Source organism: Peptoanaerobacter stomatis (assembly GCF_000238095.2).
GTDB classification, from domain to species: Bacteria; Bacillota; Clostridia; order Peptostreptococcales; family Filifactoraceae; genus Peptoanaerobacter; species Peptoanaerobacter stomatis_A.
Map to the genome: position 1 here is coordinate 970,077 of NZ_JH815225.1, position 20,119 is coordinate 990,195.

The 20,119-nt window shown below is 27.5% G+C and carries 18 protein-coding genes; 5 read left to right on the forward strand and 13 right to left on the reverse strand.

The window, feature by feature from the left end:
* Nucleotides 1-7 precede the first annotated feature (7 nt).
* The 3 genes from HMPREF9630_RS04145 to nadD form a co-directional block, all read right to left on the reverse strand.
* Nucleotides 8-1,294, reverse strand: a complete 1,287-nt coding sequence (locus HMPREF9630_RS04145; RefSeq protein WP_009527285.1) for an LCP family protein — start codon at nt 1,292-1,294, stop codon at nt 8-10.
* A gap of 85 nt (nt 1,295-1,379) precedes the next feature.
* Nucleotides 1,380-2,003 (reverse strand): bis(5'-nucleosyl)-tetraphosphatase (symmetrical) YqeK, encoded by a 624-nt coding sequence (gene yqeK / locus HMPREF9630_RS04150; protein WP_009527286.1) that lies wholly within the window; start codon nt 2,001-2,003, stop codon nt 1,380-1,382.
* 23 nt (nt 2,004-2,026) lie between these two features.
* Nucleotides 2,027-2,623 (reverse strand): nicotinate-nucleotide adenylyltransferase, encoded by a 597-nt coding sequence (gene nadD / locus HMPREF9630_RS04155; RefSeq protein WP_009527287.1) that lies wholly within the window; start codon nt 2,621-2,623, stop codon nt 2,027-2,029.
* A 320-nt stretch (nt 2,624-2,943) separates the two neighbouring features.
* Here nadD and HMPREF9630_RS04160 point away from each other — a divergent pair, with 320 nt between their 5' ends.
* The gene (locus tag HMPREF9630_RS04160; RefSeq protein WP_009527288.1) at nt 2,944-4,122 is read left to right on the forward strand and encodes a hypothetical protein; all 1,179 of its coding nucleotides are present in this window, start codon (nt 2,944-2,946) and stop codon (nt 4,120-4,122) included.
* A gap of 322 nt (nt 4,123-4,444) precedes the next feature.
* Here HMPREF9630_RS04160 and HMPREF9630_RS04165 read toward each other — a convergent pair whose 3' ends face one another.
* Complete coding sequence (locus tag HMPREF9630_RS04165) at nt 4,445-6,100, reverse strand: hypothetical protein (protein ID WP_009527289.1); 1,656 nt, start codon at nt 6,098-6,100, stop codon at nt 4,445-4,447.
* Between the two features lie 388 nt (nt 6,101-6,488).
* On the opposite strand from HMPREF9630_RS04165, the gene HMPREF9630_RS10675 reads away from it, so the two are divergent.
* Nucleotides 6,489-6,698 carry a type II toxin-antitoxin system RelE/ParE family toxin gene (locus tag HMPREF9630_RS10675; protein WP_278214792.1) on the forward strand — a complete coding sequence of 70 codons (210 nt, stop codon included), beginning with the start codon at nt 6,489-6,491 and terminating at the stop codon, nt 6,696-6,698.
* Nucleotides 6,699-6,795: 97 nt separating this feature from the next.
* Here the strand turns inward: HMPREF9630_RS10675 and HMPREF9630_RS04170 are convergent, their stop codons facing one another.
* The gene (locus HMPREF9630_RS04170) at nt 6,796-8,415 is read right to left on the reverse strand and encodes a putative manganese-dependent inorganic diphosphatase (protein ID WP_009527290.1); all 1,620 of its coding nucleotides are present in this window, start codon (nt 8,413-8,415) and stop codon (nt 6,796-6,798) included.
* A gap of 347 nt (nt 8,416-8,762) precedes the next feature.
* On the opposite strand from HMPREF9630_RS04170, the gene HMPREF9630_RS04175 reads away from it, so the two are divergent.
* The 3 genes from HMPREF9630_RS04175 (at nt 8,763) to HMPREF9630_RS04185 (ending at nt 11,592) form a co-directional block, all read left to right on the forward strand.
* Nucleotides 8,763-8,978 carry an RNA-binding S4 domain-containing protein gene (locus tag HMPREF9630_RS04175; RefSeq protein ID WP_009526086.1) on the forward strand — a complete coding sequence of 72 codons (216 nt, stop codon included), beginning with the start codon at nt 8,763-8,765 and terminating at the stop codon, nt 8,976-8,978.
* Nucleotides 8,969-10,033 (forward strand): DNA replication/repair protein RecF, encoded by a 1,065-nt coding sequence (gene recF / locus HMPREF9630_RS04180; RefSeq protein WP_009527291.1) that lies wholly within the window; start codon nt 8,969-8,971, stop codon nt 10,031-10,033. The genes HMPREF9630_RS04175 and recF overlap by 10 nt, the downstream gene beginning before the upstream one ends.
* A gap of 320 nt (nt 10,034-10,353) precedes the next feature.
* Complete coding sequence (locus HMPREF9630_RS04185; RefSeq protein WP_009527292.1) at nt 10,354-11,592, forward strand: BaiN/RdsA family NAD(P)/FAD-dependent oxidoreductase; 1,239 nt, start codon at nt 10,354-10,356, stop codon at nt 11,590-11,592.
* A 190-nt stretch (nt 11,593-11,782) separates the two neighbouring features.
* Here HMPREF9630_RS04185 and HMPREF9630_RS04190 read toward each other — a convergent pair whose 3' ends face one another.
* The 8 genes from HMPREF9630_RS04190 to HMPREF9630_RS04225 form a co-directional block, all read right to left on the reverse strand.
* Nucleotides 11,783-12,658 carry a glycosyltransferase family 2 protein gene (locus HMPREF9630_RS04190; RefSeq protein WP_009527293.1) on the reverse strand — a complete coding sequence of 292 codons (876 nt, stop codon included), beginning with the start codon at nt 12,656-12,658 and terminating at the stop codon, nt 11,783-11,785.
* 10 nt (nt 12,659-12,668) lie between these two features.
* Nucleotides 12,669-13,646, reverse strand: a complete 978-nt coding sequence (locus HMPREF9630_RS04195; protein ID WP_009527294.1) for a glycosyltransferase family 2 protein — start codon at nt 13,644-13,646, stop codon at nt 12,669-12,671.
* A gap of 265 nt (nt 13,647-13,911) precedes the next feature.
* A complete protein-coding gene (rfbB, locus tag HMPREF9630_RS04200) occupies nt 13,912-14,958 on the reverse strand; it encodes a dTDP-glucose 4,6-dehydratase (protein WP_009527295.1) in 1,047 nt (348 codons plus the stop codon).
* 27 nt (nt 14,959-14,985) lie between these two features.
* Nucleotides 14,986-15,543 carry a dTDP-4-dehydrorhamnose 3,5-epimerase gene (rfbC, locus tag HMPREF9630_RS04205; protein WP_009527296.1) on the reverse strand — a complete coding sequence of 186 codons (558 nt, stop codon included), beginning with the start codon at nt 15,541-15,543 and terminating at the stop codon, nt 14,986-14,988.
* The gene (gene rfbD, locus HMPREF9630_RS04210; protein WP_009527297.1) at nt 15,522-16,382 is read right to left on the reverse strand and encodes a dTDP-4-dehydrorhamnose reductase; all 861 of its coding nucleotides are present in this window, start codon (nt 16,380-16,382) and stop codon (nt 15,522-15,524) included. Before rfbD ends, rfbC begins: the two co-directional genes overlap by 22 nt.
* A 261-nt stretch (nt 16,383-16,643) precedes the next feature.
* Entirely contained in the window at nt 16,644-18,047 is a 1,404-nt protein-coding gene (locus tag HMPREF9630_RS04215) for a radical SAM/SPASM domain-containing protein (protein WP_009527298.1), read from the reverse strand.
* A complete protein-coding gene (locus tag HMPREF9630_RS04220) occupies nt 18,037-18,669 on the reverse strand; it encodes a D-sedoheptulose-7-phosphate isomerase (RefSeq protein WP_009527299.1) in 633 nt (210 codons plus the stop codon). The genes HMPREF9630_RS04215 and HMPREF9630_RS04220 overlap by 11 nt, the downstream gene beginning before the upstream one ends.
* 9 nt (nt 18,670-18,678) lie before the next feature.
* Nucleotides 18,679-20,115 (reverse strand): MBOAT family O-acyltransferase, encoded by a 1,437-nt coding sequence (locus tag HMPREF9630_RS04225; protein WP_009527300.1) that lies wholly within the window; start codon nt 20,113-20,115, stop codon nt 18,679-18,681.
* Nucleotides 20,116-20,119 lie beyond the last annotated feature (4 nt).

Below are 20,119 nucleotides of genomic sequence, written 5' to 3' on the forward strand. Positions count from 1 at the left end.
ATAAATTTTATTTCACAAAATCTTTTCCAAGAACTATAAGAATATCTGTAGGCTTTCCGTAGTATGCCTTGTTTTCTTGTGTTATTCTGTTGACACCTAATATAGTTGCTATATTTTGAGCTAAAATCTCATCATCTGTATAATATACTACAGTTTCTTCATAATCAAAATTATCTGCATTTGCTGAGTCTTGAACCTCTATGTTATTTACAAATAATAAATCTGTTGCTCTTTGTGCCAATCCTTGACGTCCATCCCCATTTAATATGACAACATAAGGTATTTTAGGAGCATTTGTTACATTTGCCGTATCAGTAGAATTTTTACTATCTGGTGCAGTCGCATTTTCATCTTGCATCTCTTGTGAGATATAATAATTCCCTGATAAAAGAATATCCAATAACTCTTTTGATTTTTCAGGATCTGCTATATAATATGATGTTCCGTACATAGTCTTCGCTTCTCCCGGCAATACTTCTTTTTTTATGTTATATGGTTTTATATCTATACATTTTGATGCAATTTTGAGCATATCTGTAATACTCATATCTGTCTGTACATATTTATAAAATGTATCAATATATTGCGGTATATGTGTAGCCGACTCCACTGACAAAACTTTTTTTATAAGACTTGTCATAAATTTTTGCTGAGATTCTATTCTTCCAAGGTCTTGGTTTGCATATCCGTATCTGAATCTCAAAAATTGCATAGATTTTTCACCGTCTAACAGTTGTAGACCTTTTTTCAATTCTATATGAAGAGGTGGTGTAGCATAAGGGTCGTCGTAATTCATATCCATAGGTACATCTACTTCTACTCCGCCTATATCATTTATTGTTTTAAACAATGCTTGATAATCCACTTTTACAAAGTGATGTATATCCACATTTAACAATTTTTTTACAGCTTTTAATGTGGAGTTTATGCCTCCTATTGAATGTGCAGAGTTTATTTTATTGAATTTATATTTATACTCTTCAATTTCTGCTCTTGTATCTCTCGGTATGGATAATATAAATGCTGTTTTTGTCTTGGGATCTACAGATAAAAGCATCATAGTATCCGTTCTCATATTTGCATGATTTTGACTGCCGTCTAAACTGTCTACTCCTAAAAGCAGTATATTTATTCTGTCATCATTCATCGTCTTGGATAGTTCCTGTAAATCCGCCAATGTCAACTCATTATCAGGATTGCTTTTTTTAATATTGTTTATATATATATTTGCTACAAGCACCAAAACAAATATAAATGCTACAATAAATAAAAGCAGTTTGAGCAATTTTTTCATTATTAATTCCAGCCTTATTTCAATATTTTTATAAAATGTATATAGAATTTTTCACACATATCATAATTACTATTTTATTTAAAACTTATTCTTGAATTATCTTTTTTATATGAGGATGTTTGACCTCTTCCAAATGCTTCTTACAATTTTTAAGCAAAAAATTTCGTGCATTCAATGTGTCTTGATGTATGAGGTCATTTTCGCTTGCAAGATGTATCATAGTGTTGTTAAGTGCATAGTATAAGGCATAGTACAAATCTATATAAGATAATTGCCTTATTTTTTCAACTCCTTCAAACTTTCTGTTTTCTTCGATATAGTCTGCCAAGCATATAATCATCTCCAATTTGCTCATATCAGCCCTGCCTGTTGTATGATAACTTATTGCATTTAATATGTCTTCGTCTTCAATATTGTATTCATACTGTGCAATATATCGTCCTATCTTCGCATGTAGCAACTGATGACTTACTTGCTCTATTTCATCAAAAACTATATTGTATTTTTTTACTTTTTCTTCTATCTCATCATAACTTAATTGCTTGGCAATATCATGCAACAATGCTGAAATTCTTGCTTTATCTATATCTTCTCCATATCTTTCTGACAGCATGATGGCAGATTTCTCCACGCCTAATGTATGCTGATATCTTTTTTCGCTCAACAAATGTTTCAAATCTTTTTTTATTCTATCAAATATAGACTCCATTTTCATTCTCCAATTTATAAAGATTATTTTTTATTATATAATTTATAAAGATTATTTTTTATTATATAATTTTCTACTTTTTCATCGACAAAATATTTTATACTTCTATTTTCTTTTACTCTATTTCTTATGTCGGTAGAAGATATTTCTATATCGGGAGTATCTAAAAAACACATATCAACATCGTATTTTATAAATTTTTTCTGAAGTTCAGATTTTATTTTCTCTCCTCTTGTCACTACAATAAAAGTTATCAATTTGCTAAGTTCTTCAAATTTATACCATTTATCAAACAACATAAAAGCCTCTTGACCTATTATGTAATAAAATTTGTCATTTTTATATTCCTTTAACAAATATGAGACAGTCTCATAACTATATGAATAATCTTCTTTTTCTATTTCATAATAATTTATCAAAAAATTGGAATTGTCCTTTATCGCAAGTTCTACCATAGCTTTACGATGATTTTTGTCAATAACATAATCTTTATGTGGAGGAATTCCCGACGGTATAAACATTATTTTATCAAGTTTCATATAATCCATGACATAGTTCGCTATGAAAGTATGTCCGAAATGTATAGGGTTAAAAGTGCCTCCAAGTATGCCTATATTCACAATCAATACCTCATCTTATACATAATTTATATATCAACTAAACTTAAATTTTTAAAACAATCATTTAATTTTACCACTATAAATTCAAAATAATATATTTGATATTTTTTTCAATAAACGCATTTATTAATCGTATAATAAATAAATTAAATAATTATATCACATTTTATAATATTGCTCAACTTTAGCAAATTTATCATATATATTTAATCTGTTTTTAATTATATGGTAAATTGACTTTTTTATACTGTTATTTTATTATTGAATCATAAATACACATGAGAATATTTTTTATATTTTATTTCAGGAGGTTATTTATTATGAAAAAGTTTTTTAAAGTTTTTTTAGCCATATTCATCTTATGCGCTATGAGTATTCATCAGATATACGCCGTTTCAGTGTTAAAACCGAAAAAACTTATAACTCTGCCCATAGAAGCATTCTATAGCAATTTAGCTGTACATAAGGGTACTCTTTATTATATGATTTATGAAAAAAGAGGTATTTATTCTGAAAATTCCCCGACTTTTTTTGCCAAGGATATCATGTCATCTAAAAAGGCTGTAAAAATTCTTGAAGCGGTAGACTACCAGCCTTCATTTCATTTGTTAAGCGACGGCAATTTGTATATCACAACTCACTACGGCGGCGGATTTATGGGAGGCAATCTTGCTGTATTGCTAAATAAAACTGATATAATCGACAATAAAAAAGATGATCAGATATATCTTGTAGGGTACGGAAGCTATGATGTTGATATAGAAAATAAAAAATTTTACGGTTTTCCGGATCCGTATTTTATGGGTGAAAGCGAAGGCAAAGAACATTTTTACGAATTTTACAGCGATGTAATGCACCATCCTAATGTAAATTTTTCAGCTGTAAAAAAAGATGTAGTTTATTGCATAAAATGTCCGTACTCCAAAAATGTAGAGGACGAATCGCAATACGGCATAGTAGCAATAGATAGAAAAACAGGAAAAGACACTGTGTTAATCCCAGGCATTTACAATATGACAATGGGTGAAAATCAAATATATTACTGGAAACAAGATGAAAATGATAAAACAGCCAACCTGTTATACTCATACTCTTTAAAAGACAGCAAAACAACACTTATCTGCAATCATAAAGATCCCGATTTTAACATAATTCCAATAGGGGGCAAAGTATTTTTTATGGGCAATGAAGAATATACACCTAAAAAAGAAGGCGAATACTTTAAAAAATATACTACTTTATATATTGCTGAAAATGGAAAATGCACTCCGCTTTACAGCAATATGAAATGGTTTGTAACTGACGGAAAAAATATGGCAGTGCTATTTCAAGGCAAAAATAAATCCGAAGTAAAGCTTATAAACAAAGACGGTATTGAATTTGCAAATTTAACAGTACCTGTAAGTCAAGCAAATTTATTTATATCAGGCAAAGATTTGATAGTTTGGTCTTGGCAAGACAAAAGCGTCAGATATTACGAAGTTCCTAATATAAAATAATACTAATCTACATTTAATTAATAGATACATCTATATAAGTTATTTATTTTTAAATATACTTAATTTTGCTCAGCTAATAAGTTTTTAAAAACAGGAATGTCTATTATTTTATTGATTTTTAGTATAAATTCAAAAAAAGGGCTGTTGCTATAATTTTTTATAATTTTGCAACAGTCCTTTTTCACACATATTTACATATTATCTATTTAAAATATCACTCTTTTTTATACATGATTTTTTAGACTTAGTGATTGTTCTAATTATTTTCTATTGTACATTATTTTTTAAATAGTTTTTAGTATAAATTGAATTATATAAGTCATTATTTTTTTAATCCAGTTATTATAAATGTGCTTTCCGCATCATTACCCAAAACGTTTAATATATCTCCTTGTTTAACAAATGCAAGTGTAGCGTCAACATCTATAGGAGCTGTGTAGATTTTATCTTCTCCCTGTACTTTTATATAAAATACGGTGTTTCCGTCTACTACTACGCTTTTTACATCTTCTACAACTATTTCTTTTGATATTATGTCTGTACTTTCAATAGCTATATCAGTTGTAATCTTTCTATAATTATCTACTGTTTCCTGTATGGTGTTACCTACTGCAACTTTTTGATAACTTTGTGCATCTACCAGTGAATACATTTTTGTAAGCTTGGCATCATCTTTCAGTGCCATAAAATATGTCGGTCTGTTGTATAGATTTATAAGTATAGGAAAAGTAGCTTTATACGCTTTTTCCTGTACTGCTCCTGCCGCACTTTCCATAACTGAAAATTCTTCCGCTGATGATACAGGATAAAACTTAGTTTCTTTTGTTCTCATATTTACAAAAACAAATCCTATATTGGATTCATCTGACAATACAGAAGTTATCCCTGTGTATAAATATATATCTTCTCCCATTGTTATATAGTTATATCCTTCTGTCGGTTTTGTAACTCCCTCCTGTTTTACTTTGGAGTTTATAAATCCTCTTTCATATTGACCATTATCCGTAAGTTGTTTTATTATTAACTCAGCGGGATAAACTCTGTCTATCCAAGTCGGAACTTCATCAGTATTATATTTTTTCATTTCACCTGTCGATGCATTTATTACTATAACCGCTTTGACATCTTCGCCACCTAAAATTCCTATGGTCGGTTCTACAACAGATGCTATAAAATACGGTTTGCCATCTTCATCAATTTCAAAATTAATTTGCGATATTATCGCTGTAGGATAGCCGAATCTTATATGTCTGTACAAGTTTCGTGAAAATTTATCACTTAACGAATATTTTATAGGTGAAGATAATTTTACAAGAGTTGAATTTTGAGTAACCATATCTATATTTATATAATACGGTATTCCGTTTGATTTATTCAAAAACCATTTTATAGTATCTGCATAAACTAATGGCGTAACTCTTAATGGTTTGCCTTTTACACAAATCTGAGAATATGTTTCATCTATATCATATTGGCTCACCAAAGTTCCCATTTCTCCCATCTTTCTTGCACCTAATTTAATCGCCATATCTCTATCCACAACAGGGAGCTTATTGAAATCTGCCGATTTCACATCTGTTTCAAAAACACCTTCCTGCTTTTTAATAAGCATTGCATATTTTTTTGCTTGAAGTATAGGCGATGAATATAGATTTGACAATACTAAAGCTACTATTATAACCGCTATTAGTTTTATAGATGTCTTATAAATTACCACGCTCTTCTTGTTGAATAGCGAATCTATAAAAAATATAACTGTAAGTAAACACAGTATAAATAGTATATACGAATAAAACTGTGCCGAACGTAAATTTATAGGCACTAACAACACATAATATGATATAGCTACAAAAAGTATAAGCAGAGTTATAGTTATCTTTTTGAAATTTTTCAAAAATTTATGTTCTCCTACATCTACAAACTTTTCGCTATTTTGTTCATTATTATTTTTTAGTTTTGAAAAAATTTTGTTAAACATATAATGCTCCATTTTTAAAATTTTTTATGTTAAAATTCAATAAATCAATAGAGTTGCAATAATTTAAATAAAATATAACACTATTTATAAATTTCTTATATAAATTATCTATTATTATATTGTCATAAGTATTATATAAAAATATTTTATACAAGTCAGATACTTTTAAATAGATGTTTTTGATTAATATAGCATATAGAATAATTTATCAATTCCTTATTTCTATCAGCAATGCTCACCATCAGGCATAAACAGTTTAACTCTAATGTATTAATGATTGAAATGTTTGATACTCTCCTTGGTATACTTATCTTCTATAAAATTGACAATCTAAAGAAATTATTCTATTATTTCTCACAATATAGATGCACTCTTTACAGCTTTGGAATTGCTCTATGACATAGAAATCACCGTTTCAAGTCTATCTACTATGCCTTATCGCTATGGATTAGTCGATGATACTTACCTTCTTCATAAAGAATTTAGAAAATGTCTTGTTAAAAACTACATCATTTTTTATAAAATTGATGAAGAAAATAAAACTATTTTAATTCATCGAATACTTCATTCAAAACAAAATTGGATTGACATACTGTAAATTTATTTATATATAACCATTCCTTGGAGTGGTTATTTTTTTATTCTATCTATCCGATTTCAGTATAAATATCTACGTCCAATTAGATAAAACAGCATTAATCAAGGACATTTGTTATCATTGGAATTATTTGTTTTTTTCTTGATACTATATATGGTAAAAATCCACCTTGATCTCCGCTTGTATTAAATGCTTGTTTTATTATGCTCGGTTCCTCGCTCACATAATATATATATGAACCTTCTTTCAATATATCTGTCACTACAAATATCAATGTGTTATACGCATTTTTTTCTTTAAGGTCTTTCATATAATTAAGCAATTCTTCTTTTTTGTCTTCCAATTCTTCTATATCCATAGTAAATAGTTGTGATACTGCTATTTTTCTACTTCTTAGTGTAAATTCTTTAAAGTCATTGTACAGTATGTCTTTAAAGCTCATGCCTTCTATTGAAGAGCCTGCTTTGAACAACATATTGGTATAATTATCCAAGTCCAATTTCAATATTCTGTTGAGCGATTCAACTGCTTCTATATCTTTTTGAGTACAAGTAGGCGATTTGAAATACAATGTATCTGATAATATACCGCTTATAAGACAGCCTGCAATTTTGTAAGGTATATCCATAGCCGAATTTTTGAAAAGCTCATAAACTATTGTACAAGTAGAGCCTACCGGCATATTTAAAAACTGTATCGGCTCCGATGTATTTATTCCTCCGATTTTATGATGATCCACTATTTCTAAAATATTCGCTTCTTCAATACCTGTAGCACTTTGTGCAAATTCATTATGATCTACTAATATAACCTTTTTTCTTCCGACTTTTAACAGGTGTTTTCTCGCAATAAGCCCTATATATTTTCCATTTTCATCAACAAGAGGATAATTTCTGAAATTGGTTTTTAACATAGACTCTTTTATGTCGTTTAAATAATCTTTCAACATAAAATAACTTATCTTGTCTTTTTTCATTATGCTTGCTATACTGTCAGTCTGTTGCATCTTTTTAATTATCATCGGTGAATTCAAATCTATGCTTATAACAGGTATATCATATTTTTTTATTTTTTCCATTTCCTCTTCGCTAAGCTCTGAAAATTGTGTCAATATCAAAAAACTTATAGGAAATTCCAATTTTGAAAAAAACTCTTTTTTATGATATTCTTTTAAAATTATAACTTCACCTTCGTTGAATTTAGCATCATTTGGTACGTTAGGATTGAAAACTTTCAGCAATCCCTGTATTTTCATATCATAATTATTGGCACAGATTATTCTTAGACTATGATTTGAAAAGACGTTCACAAATGATTTTAGATTTGTATCTACATAGTTGCTGTTTATATGTATCAATGCCCCTGCTATATCCTTCATAGAAACTATACCTATAAGTTTAAAATCATCATCTACTATAGGCAATGAGTGAATTTTTTCTTTTTCCATAATCATATATGTTTCATAAACGGATGAATTTACTGTTAGCGGAATAATCTTATCGTAATGTAAATCACTGGCTTGAACTTTGACATCTGTAAGCAGTTTAGGAGCTGTTATATTAAAATAGTCGAGCACAAAACCTGCCTCTCTTCTAATGTCTCCAAGCACTCTCGGCTCAACTTTTTCACCGATTTTATCTTTGTAGTATGAATATGCAATACTTGAACATACTGAATCCGTATCAGGATTTTTATGACCGAAAACAAATGTATTCATAATCGTAACCTCTCTCATAACATAAATTTATTATAAAAATAGCAATCTTATTAAAAATTAATTTTCCCAATATCATTTAATATTTATTGTAAAATTTTTATAGCTTATTATTACACACTCCATTCAAAAAGTAAGTACATACCATAAGCATTAATTGTTATTAAATATATTTTTATAATATACCTCTATTATACACCATAATACAAGAAAATAATAATCTGAAATCTATTTTGATAAAAGTCTATATTTTTGATATAATTTATTTTATAAAAGTTTTTATATTTTAGCTTTACAACATAAAACTATAATACATAAATTTTACTTTTTTTATATATTGGAGAATTAAAATGGAAAAAATAAATATAGATACACCTTACATCAAGTTAGACCAGCTTTTAAAACTATCATCCATAGTATCATCAGGAGCTGAAGCACACGCACTTATAACATCCGGAAAAGTCAAAGTAAACGGTAATGTTGAAATACAGAAAAGAAAAAAAATAACAGATGGCGACATAGTAGATGCTATGAATAAACAAATACAGGTAATTCAATGCAAGTAAACAATATAAATCTGATAAATTTCAGAAATTATGAAAATCTAAGTCTTGATTTTTCACCGAATATCAACATGATTATAGGTCAAAACGGTCAAGGCAAGACAAATATAGTGGAGGCTGTACATTTTTTGTCCTTCGCAAAATCATTTCGCACAAACAAAGATAAAGAAGTGATAAATTTTGAATGTAACACCTCCTATATCAAATCAATCGTTACAAACGAAGCAGACGAAAATAAAATAGACATAAAAATCTCAAAAGACAGCAAAAAAGCTATAAATGTAGACAACATTCCTATATCCAAAATAAGCGATTTGATGGGTATAATAAATGTAGTCGTATTTTCTCCGGAAGATACTAAAATAGTGTCAGACTCGCCTATATACAGGCGAAATTTTATGGATAAAGAAATATCCCAGATACGCCCTGTATATTATAATTTATTACTCGATTACAACAAGACACTGAACAACAAAAATACTTTGCTCAAATCACAAAACATAGATATGATAATGCTCGACATATACGATGAACAACTTGCAGATATAATGGAAAAAATAATCACATATAGAGATACTTTTATAAAAACAATATCAGAAATCGCAAAAGAAACACACTATATAATCTCATCTAAAAAAGAAAATCTAATTATAGAATATAAAAGCAATCTCAAATCATCAATAAAATCAGATATTCTATCAGAGCTTAAAGATGCAAGAGCCGATGATATAAGACATACAGTTTCTACAAAAGGTATACACAAAGACGATATAATGCTGAAAATAGGAGATATAGACATAAGAAAATACGGCTCACAAGGGCAGAAAAAAACTGCTACAATATCTCTCAAACTCTCCGAAATAGAGCTAATCCATAATATGAAAAAAGAATATCCAATAGTAATATTAGATGATATATTCAGCGAGCTTGACATCACAAGACGTATGATGCTTGTAGAAAAACTATATAACATACAAACTTTCATCACTACAACTGAAAAAATAGACATAAACAAAGATATAAAATATTTTGAAGTAAAAGATAGAAATGTCTATTAATTTTAGATGTATAATATAAGTAAAAAAATTATAGCTTAAAAACTCTTAAACTATGAAAATTCATTTAAATTTGTTCAATTCCCTGTATTTCTTAATATAATTTATACTACACACTATTCAGTTTAAGATATACTAAAAATATTTTGTAAGCACAACTATCACTTTTTTAATATATCTTTTGCAGATAGTTATAAAAAAATTTCCAAAGCAAAATATATTTAAGCATTGTATTAAAAAATAGCTGTGTTTAATTAGATAATATTATTATTAGTTTTTTTATGGTCTTTACGAACAAGTATTTTTAATAAATAAGGATAACCATGGATACAATAGCTATAATAGGTGCAGGTCCGTCAGGAATAATGGCGGCTCTCACTACAAAAACAAAAGACAACAGAGTAATTTTGATAGAGAAAAATAAAGTTATAGGGCAAAAATTGTCCATAACAGGCTCAGGCAGATGCAATATCACAAATTTGGACAGCAAAGAAGATTTTTTTGCCAAAATTCCTGAAAACTCAAAATTCTTTTACAGTGCCTTTGCCAAATTTTCCAACTACGATTTTATAGATTATCTTGAAAATATAGGCATACCACTAAAATATGAAGGTCAAAAAGCATACCCTAAAAATGAAAGTGCACAAAAAACAGTAAACACCTTCATCAAACTGTTAGAAGAAAAAAATGTAGAAATAAGATTAAATGAAGAACTAATAGATTTTGAAATAGATAATAAATCAAATATCGTAACATCAATAACTACCACTAAGACAAAAGAACATATAGACAAGCTCATAATCACAACAGGCGGTTTATCATATTGCAAAAACAATACTTTTTCATTGCTTGCAAAAAAAGGTATACAAATAACGCAGCTTTATCCCTCACTCGTATCAATCGAAACCATTTATGATTACTCAAATTTATCAGGTATATCAATAAAAAACGTATCAGTAAGCGCAAACATAGATGGAAAAAGATATTTAACCTCAGGAGATATGCTGTTTACCCAAAAAGGACTTAGTGGACCTGCAATAATGGATATGAGCAGTTATATAGTGAAGTTTCAAGACTTAAAAACAGATACTTTATCAAATCATAAAAATTTGACATACAAAGGAAAAAATTTAGAGATATTCATAGATTTTATGCCATATATAAATGAAAATCAATTAGAAGACATAATATTTGACAGTTCAAAAAAAGCATTAAAAACAAAACTGTCAGCTTATTTGCCCGAAAGAATGTTGAAATTTTTATTGGAAAAATATGAAAATACAGACATAAACAATATGAAAAAAGAAGAAAAAGAAAAACTTTTAAATATCTTCAAAAATTATAAAATAACAATCAAAAATTTTTCAAACATAAAAAGTGCAATTGTAACAAAAGGCGGAGTATCATTAAATCAAATCTCTCCATCAACTATGCAATTTAAAAATATACAAAATCTATATTTTGCAGGAGAATGCTTGGATATAGACGCATTAACAGGCGGATATAACTTGCAAATCGCATTTTCCACAGGATACTTGGCAGGTAGCAGCTCAAAATTATAATAGTATTGTTAATCTCCTTTGATTAATGGACATAATAAAAATAAAAATTATTATAGTAACTGTAATAAATATATTCTCTTTCATACAATTACACCAGATGTTTTTTTAATGACATGCTAAATACATTATCCAAATTTATGCAAAAACAATTTTGTCATTTACTATATTCTTTTAATTAACTATCAATATGCTAATTAGTTGTAAATATATTTTTAATTATAGATAATATAAATTTAATCCATACACCCATAAAAACAGTTATAGTAATAAAAGCATTATATTTCCCTATATAATGTTTCTTATAAAAAATCCACATTGCATTATGAAAATCAAATATAGTTTTAAATTTTCTTTTCTTTCTACTTTTACTTTTGTAATGTATTATCTCCTCAAGCGGATAATACATTACATTAAATCCATTTTCTTTTACTTTGTAGCAAAAATCTATATCCTCTCCATACATAAAATAATCTTCACTAAGTACCCCAACGCTTTCAATAATATTTCTGGGAATCAACATAAATGCTCCTGATATTACATCTACATATCCTATTTCATTTTCATTCAAAGCGAGATAATCATATGCACCATATTTGAGAGGATTTTTTTTGTCTAATTTCAAAAAATAATATAGTGAAGCACTTGGTGTTGGGAATCCTCTTTTACAAGCGTGATCTAAAGTTCCGTCTTCCAACAAAACTTTGCAAGAAAGTATAGAATTATCTCCTTGCATATTCAAATATCTAACACAGTTTTTTATTGTATTTATTGATACTTTTGTGTCAGAGTTCAAAAGTAATATATAATCAGCACTGCTCATATTTATGCCAATATTATTAGCCCTTGAAAATCCGATATTAGTCTCATTTTTTACTATTTTTAGCAAATTATCGTTTATATATTTTTCAAAATATGTTTCCAGTTTAGATATACTTTTATCATATGATGCATTGTCTATAAGGATAATTTCGTAATCAAAGTCTATATCACTGTCTATAACAGATTTTATTGTATTTTTAGTATATTCATATGTATTAAAATTAATAATTATAATTGATAATTTCATAGTATACCTTTTATTTCCATATAATTTTATCAAAAATGTATGAAAAAATATTTTTGATAATAATACACTCTATTTTTACATAGTTAAAAATGTTCCTAAATTCAAACTTAGTTTTTCTTATTGTTTTTAAATTTGAAAAAGCATCTATAATGCCACTTATATACTGTTTACCATATCCCTTTTTTAAAAAGAAAATATATTTTATAGAAAATCCAAAAAATAAAAAAGGTAAATTCAACAATATTTGTAAAAAGGGCATATTTTTATATATCACATATATATTATTTCTTGATGACAGACTTACTTTAAATTCGTTATACTTGCCCCCTGTAGTTCCACTTCCAACATGGTATAATTTCGAATTTGGGATATATACATTTTTATATCCGTAAATCTTCGCTCTATATGATAAATCTACATCCTCCATATAAGCAAAAAAATTCTCATCAAAATACCCTATTTTCTCAAATATACTTTTTCTATATATTGCCGCTCCTGCGCAAGAAGAAAATATCTCCTTATGTACATTTGCCTTTTCATATTGAATATTTTTTCCATCATACCTTTTATATGCCCAGCCAAAAGCATTATATTCGTCTCCGGCATCATCTATTTTATCTTTTTCAAACATTCTAATCATCATTCCACATACAGAAAAGACTTTTTCATCTTCTATTATTTTTAGATACATATTTTCCAACCAGTTTTTTTCAACTGTTGTATCATTGTTTAATAGCACAATATATGGAGTTTTAGCCATTTTTATCCCTATATTTACTGCATAGGAAAATCCATAATTTTTATCTAATCTTTTAAATATAATGTCTTTATTATATTCATTTATAAATTTATAATCACTATCTGTAGAAGCATTATCAACAACTATAAGTGAAAAATTTATACTTATATTCCTATACAAACTGTCTATACAATCTTGTAAATATTTATATTTATTATAGTTAGGTATTATTATTGTTATTTCATTCATAAAATTTATCTTCCATATAAATCTATTTTTCATTAACTTTTTGAAATAATAGTTCTAAAAAATCTTTTTCCATTAAATATCCAAGTATATTTTTTCTTCTATGAAAAGTATTTGAGACAAAATCAGTATATTGTAAGATTATCATTTCATTAAATATTTTTATAATAGTTTTACAATATAAGTGTACAAATAAATAAAAATTAAATGATAAAATAGTATTAGAATATATTACCGTTTTATAGATTATTACACTTATTTTTACAATCTATTTATACATATTTTCATAATATTTCAGATATTCACCTGACGTTATTTTGGATAGCCATGCCTCATTATCAAGATACCATTTAATAGTTTCTGATATTCCTTGCTCAAAAGTATATGACGGTTCCCAAGCTAACTGACTTGTTATCTTTGTATTATCTATTGCATATCTTCTGTCATGACCGGGTCTATCTTTTACATATTCTATTAAATCTTCCGATTTTCCAATGGTATTTATTATAAGTTTTACAATTTCTATATTAGCTTTTTCATTGTTTCCACCGATGTTATAAACTTCTCCTATTTTCCCTTTTTCAAGTACGGTATATATTGCTGTACAATGGTCTTTTACATGTAGCCAATCTCTTACCTGCATTCCATCTCCATAAACAGGCATTTTCTTATCATTTTTACAGTTGTTTATCATGAGAGGTATCAATTTTTCGGGAAATTGATAAGGTCCGTAGTTATTTGAACATCTTGTTATATTTATAGGCATACCGAATGTTTCATAATACGCTCTTACAAACAAATCCGCACTTGCTTTCGAGGCTGAATAAGGAGAATTTGGACTAAGTGGTGTAGTTTCTGTGAACATTCCTTCTTTTCCAAGTGCACCGTATACTTCATCAGTAGATACTTGTAAATACTTCACACCTTCTTTATATTCTCTTGAATATTTATCTTCAGGATTTATTTTCCAATGTTTTTTTGCATTATCAAGCAAATTTTGAGCGCCAAGTATATTGTTCAAAAGAAATATTTCAGGATTTTCTATACTTCTATCCACATGAGATTCAGCAGCAAAGTTTACTATTGTATCTATGTCATACTTTGTAAATATCTCACCTACAAGTTTTTTGTCACATATATCTCCTTTGATAAATGTGTAATTTGACTTACCCTCAATTTCTCTTAGATTTTCAAGATTGCCTGCATATGTCAGCAAATCCAAATTTATTATATTGTAATCATAATTATTAAGCATCAATTTTACAAAGTTGGAGCCTATAAAACCCGCCCCACCTGTAATTAGTATATTTTTCATATAAAAACTTCCTAAGAAAAATTTATTTTAAAATTCTATTTTTTGTTCTTTTAATGTTTTTCTATTTTTATCTTTATCTGATAATATTATCTCCATATCATCACTAATATGCCAATTGATAGCTATGTCCGGATCATCCCACGCTATACCGCCTTCACTGCTCGGATCATAAAAATTGGTGCATTTGTAAGCAAAGGTAGCCATATCTGATAAAACTACAAATCCATGAGCAAATCCTTCAGGAATATACAACTGTTTTTTATTTTCACTACTTAATATTTCTCCATACCATTTGCCATATGTAGGAGAATTTTTTCTAAGATCCACTCCCACATCAAATACCTCTCCACTTAACACCCTTACCAATTTGCCTTGAATATTTTTGGTTTGAAAATGAAGACCTCTTAATACCCCTTTTTTAGAAGAAGATTCATTATCTTGAACAAATTTTACATCTATTCCTGCATTTTTAAAGTCATTTTCATTGTACGTCTCCATAAAATATCCCCTGTTATCTCCAAATATCTCAGGTTCAATAACATACATACCTTTTATAAATGTTTCTATAAATTTAAATTTTGCCATTGTCTATCCTCTTGTAGATATTCCTTCAAAGATTCTTCCCAATGTCTAAATGTATCAAGGCCTCTCAATCTAAGCATAAAGTTATCAAGAATTGAATACGCGGGTCTCTTGGCAGGTCTTACAAACTGCTCGCTTGTAACTTTTTCAACTTCTATATCAATATTCATAAGCTCAAATATTTTGCAAGCAAAGTCATACCATGAACAATTTCCTTGACAAGTTCCATGGTAAAGTCCATAATACTTTGTTTTGCTTAAGTTCAGAGCAACTTTTGCCAAATCTTTTGTATATGTAGGACTACCAAACTGATCTCCTACAACTGTCAGCTTATCATTTTGTTTTGAAAGATTGAGCATAGTCCTAACAAAATTATTACCATCACCATAAAGCCAAGCGGTCCTTATAATGAAATACTTAGAACAAAATTGTTTGACCAACTCTTCTCCATATAACTTACTTTTTCCATATACAGTTTTAGGATTAGCAAAATCACTTTCAATTCTAGGAATCTCATCTTCTCCTGAAAATACATAATCCGTAGAAAAATGTACTAACTTAGAGTCTATATGCTCTGCGATCATAGCAAGATTTTGAGCTCCAATTGCATTTATTTTATATGCATTATCTATATCTTCCTCACATTTATCTACGTTCGTATGAGCTGCACAATTAAATATAACATCAGGAATGATGTCTAAAATAATATTTTTTACCTGTTCATAATCAGTTATATCCATAGTATCTACATCATACAAATATATTTCATTATCACTTTTATTTATTTCTTTTTGCAATACCCTTCCTAATTGACCATTGGCTCCTGTTATTAAATATCTCAATTTAAAACTCCTATAACTCATCTATATAGTTTTTATTTTAAATTAACTCTTCTAATTACTACTCTAATTAAATAGACATATTATAAAACATTAAATTAAATGTATTTTATATTACTACATATTATTTTAAATCTGATATTTTCAATTTTATATTAAAAAATAATTAACATAAATAAAATTTTTTAAATAGTAATCGTAATAAAAATTTTTTCTTCAAATCACCTTTATTATTGCTAATTTGATGCAATCAAAAAATTTTTTTTACATAAACTCTATCTCTATTATACCTAATCCTAACTTTCTAAAATCGCTTGAGCCAAAATCTGAAGGATAAAAAACATCATCTATTACAATTTTAACAATATAACATCCTGAGATAGTTGTTATAGACTCATAATTATCAATCTCCACAGATACTCTCCCCATGCTATTACCTATATTATTTATAGCTGAAAATGAATTAATATAATTATCATTTATATAAACATCTGCATTAACAGATTTATTTATGGGGTGTCCATTAATATATTTAATACTTATCTCTCTAAAATCAATTTTTGTATTTATAAATATATTTCCTTGATTTCCATTCATCCATCTAAAAGAAATTTCTTGTCCATCATAATAAAACTTTTCCAAATCATAGAATGTTTCTAAATCACAAGACATATTATCTAAATAAGAATATTCATTAAGATAAGACTTTATAGTACAAATTTCTTTTAAATTCAAATATATGTCATTAAAATCAGAATGAGCTACCTCGCAACCATTAAAACATCCTTCACATTTATTCACACATTCGTTTAATACATCATTATATTTATTAGAACTTATTATTTCATCAAAAGTATTTTCTTTTAGATTTCCCAACAAAAAATCTTTCTTTTCATAATAACCATATGATGTAAGACAAGGATATAAATCACCATTTGGTGCAATAACAAAAGAATTCTTACCGGCATTACAGCTCATGCCTGATATTCCAAAATCTCCATAACTATAAATATATTTTTTATCGAACCATCTGTCTATATATGGTATTATTGCACTTACTTCCCGTTTATCATACGGAAATCTTTCCCCTATCCATCTATATAATGGTGTTATACAAAAATCTATATTATTTTTTATAAAAAAATCTCGTGCTTCCAAAATAGTTGATATATTTTTTCTTTGTATCACCGTATTTACGCCCACGCCTATTCCGGATTCTTTTATTATCTCTATTGTTTTAATCGCATTATCAAAGGCTTTTTTATTATTTCTTATCTTATTATGAACATTTCTTATACCATCAATTGATACAGTAAATCCTAATTTATTTTTATAAAAGCCACTAACATCTTCCATCTTATCTAAATAATGTATTAACATTTCTATTTTTTCAGGGAAAGAAGCATTAGTAGTAATATTAACTTTTTTATTTTTCTTCAAAAAATATCCTATAATGTCAAATATATCATCTCTTATAAATATTTCTCCACCTGTTAGAAATACCTCATCTATTTCAAATAAATTTAAAGATTGTTCAAATATATTAATAATTTCATTAAGTTTTAATTCTTCTCTGGATTTATCACTGTCAAGAAATACAAGACCACACATATCACATCTATAATTACATCTCTCAGTAAGCACTAATGTTACTTGGCTATTGCTCATAAAAATAATCCTCCAGTTGCAAACATATAGCATGATATATAGGAAGATGTAGCTCTTGAATTTTATATGTTTCTGTCTCAGGAACTTTTATAGTTATGTCAAAATAGTCTTTCATTTTTCCCCCAGTCTTTCCTGTAAGAGCAATAGTTTTAGCACCTTTTGCCTTTGCAACTGTAACTGCCTTTAAAATATTTTTTGAATTCCCTGATGTACTTATGCCAAAAAAAATATCATTATTTCTTATATATCCAAATAGCATTTGAGCATATATATACGTATAATCTACATCATTAGCATACGCCGTATGAAGTGCGTTATGTGTATTCAAATTAATAGCTGCAAGTCCTCTCTGTAACACATCATATAACTCTTCGCCAATAACATTATCCACATGACACAATTTATCCTTAAAATCATTTGTCATTTTTCTTTTTTTTATGAAACCTTTCATTAATTCTCCAACAATGTGGTCTGCATCAGCTGCACTACCTCCATTTCCTGCAATATATAAAATACCATTATTATCATACATATCTATCATAAGTTTAATAGCATTTTCGATGGATTCCTTACACACCAAAAGTACAGGATATCTATTTATTAACTCATTAACATACTTCATAATACTCTCCTAAAATCTAAAATAAATAAATGGATTAAAGTCCGTAGATGTTACAAAACATATTTCTACAACAAATAGTAATATTAGCAGCAAATCATAAACGCATAAAACTCTATAAAAAACTTTCTCATCATAACTTTTTATAGAATTTATAAAGTTTATAAAGGACTTATATCTCGGTTTTAAAAAGAATATAGCCAATAGCAGAAATAGTATATTACTAAATTTAGCTTCAGAAAATACAAATCTATAATTTGTAAAATTAAAATTAAATAAATTTATTATTATATGAAAAGCTTTATTAATAGTATCTGCTCTAAAAAATATCCAACCAATCATAACAACAACAAGAGTATATATTCTTGCTATAAATCTCCTATTTTCAAAAAAATCATCTATTTTAGTTTTTTTCTCAATAAGCAAAAACATTCCATGATACAAGCCCCAAAACACAAATGTCCAGCTCGCACCATGCCACAACCCTGTAACAAAAAATACAATTAATAAATTTCTGTATGTTTTTAAAGCTCCTTTTCTATTTCCTCCAAGTGGTATATATAAATAATCTCTAAACCATGTTGATAAGGATATATGCCACCTTCTCCAAAACTCCTTTATATTTTTAGAAATGTAAGGATAATTAAAGTTTTCCAAAAACTCAAAACCAAAAACTTTTCCTAATCCTATTGCCATATCTGAATATGCCGAAAAATCATAATATATTTGTAAAGAATAAGTTATTCCCATTAACCATGCCATTGGTGTACTGATATTATCTAAGTTATTAAAATAATTATCCGCCATTTTTCCCATAGTATCCGCCAAAATAACTTTTTTCCCCAACCCTATTATAAATCTCTCTATACCTAATCTTATCGAATGAATATCTATATTTCTTGAATTCATCATATTTTCAATATCAATATATCGAACTATCGGACCTGCAATAAGTTGTGGAAAAAGAGCAATATAGAGCGCTAATTTAATAATATTTTTTTGTACATTAACTTCATTTCTATACACATCAATTATATATGATAATATTTGAAACGTGAAAAAAGATATCCCAACAGGAAGAACTATTTTTGTTACCTCTAATTGCTTTAAATTTACAATAGAAAATATTATATTTAAATTGTCCACAAAGAAGTTAAAATACTTATAAAAAAATAAAACCCCTATATTAAACATTATTGCTATAATCAAATAAAATTTTCTCAATCCTTTATATTTTAATGCAGGTCTACTATCAATCATTATTGCAATAAAATAATTAAAAACTATGGAACTTAATAAAATTATTGTATACTTTAATCCACCCCAAGAATAAAATACAAGTGATGCCAACAACAAAATAAAATTTTTAAATTTATTTGGAGACAGAAAATATAAAAAAAATGTTATAGGCAAAAATATAAAAATAAATGTAGTAGATGCAAATACCATTACT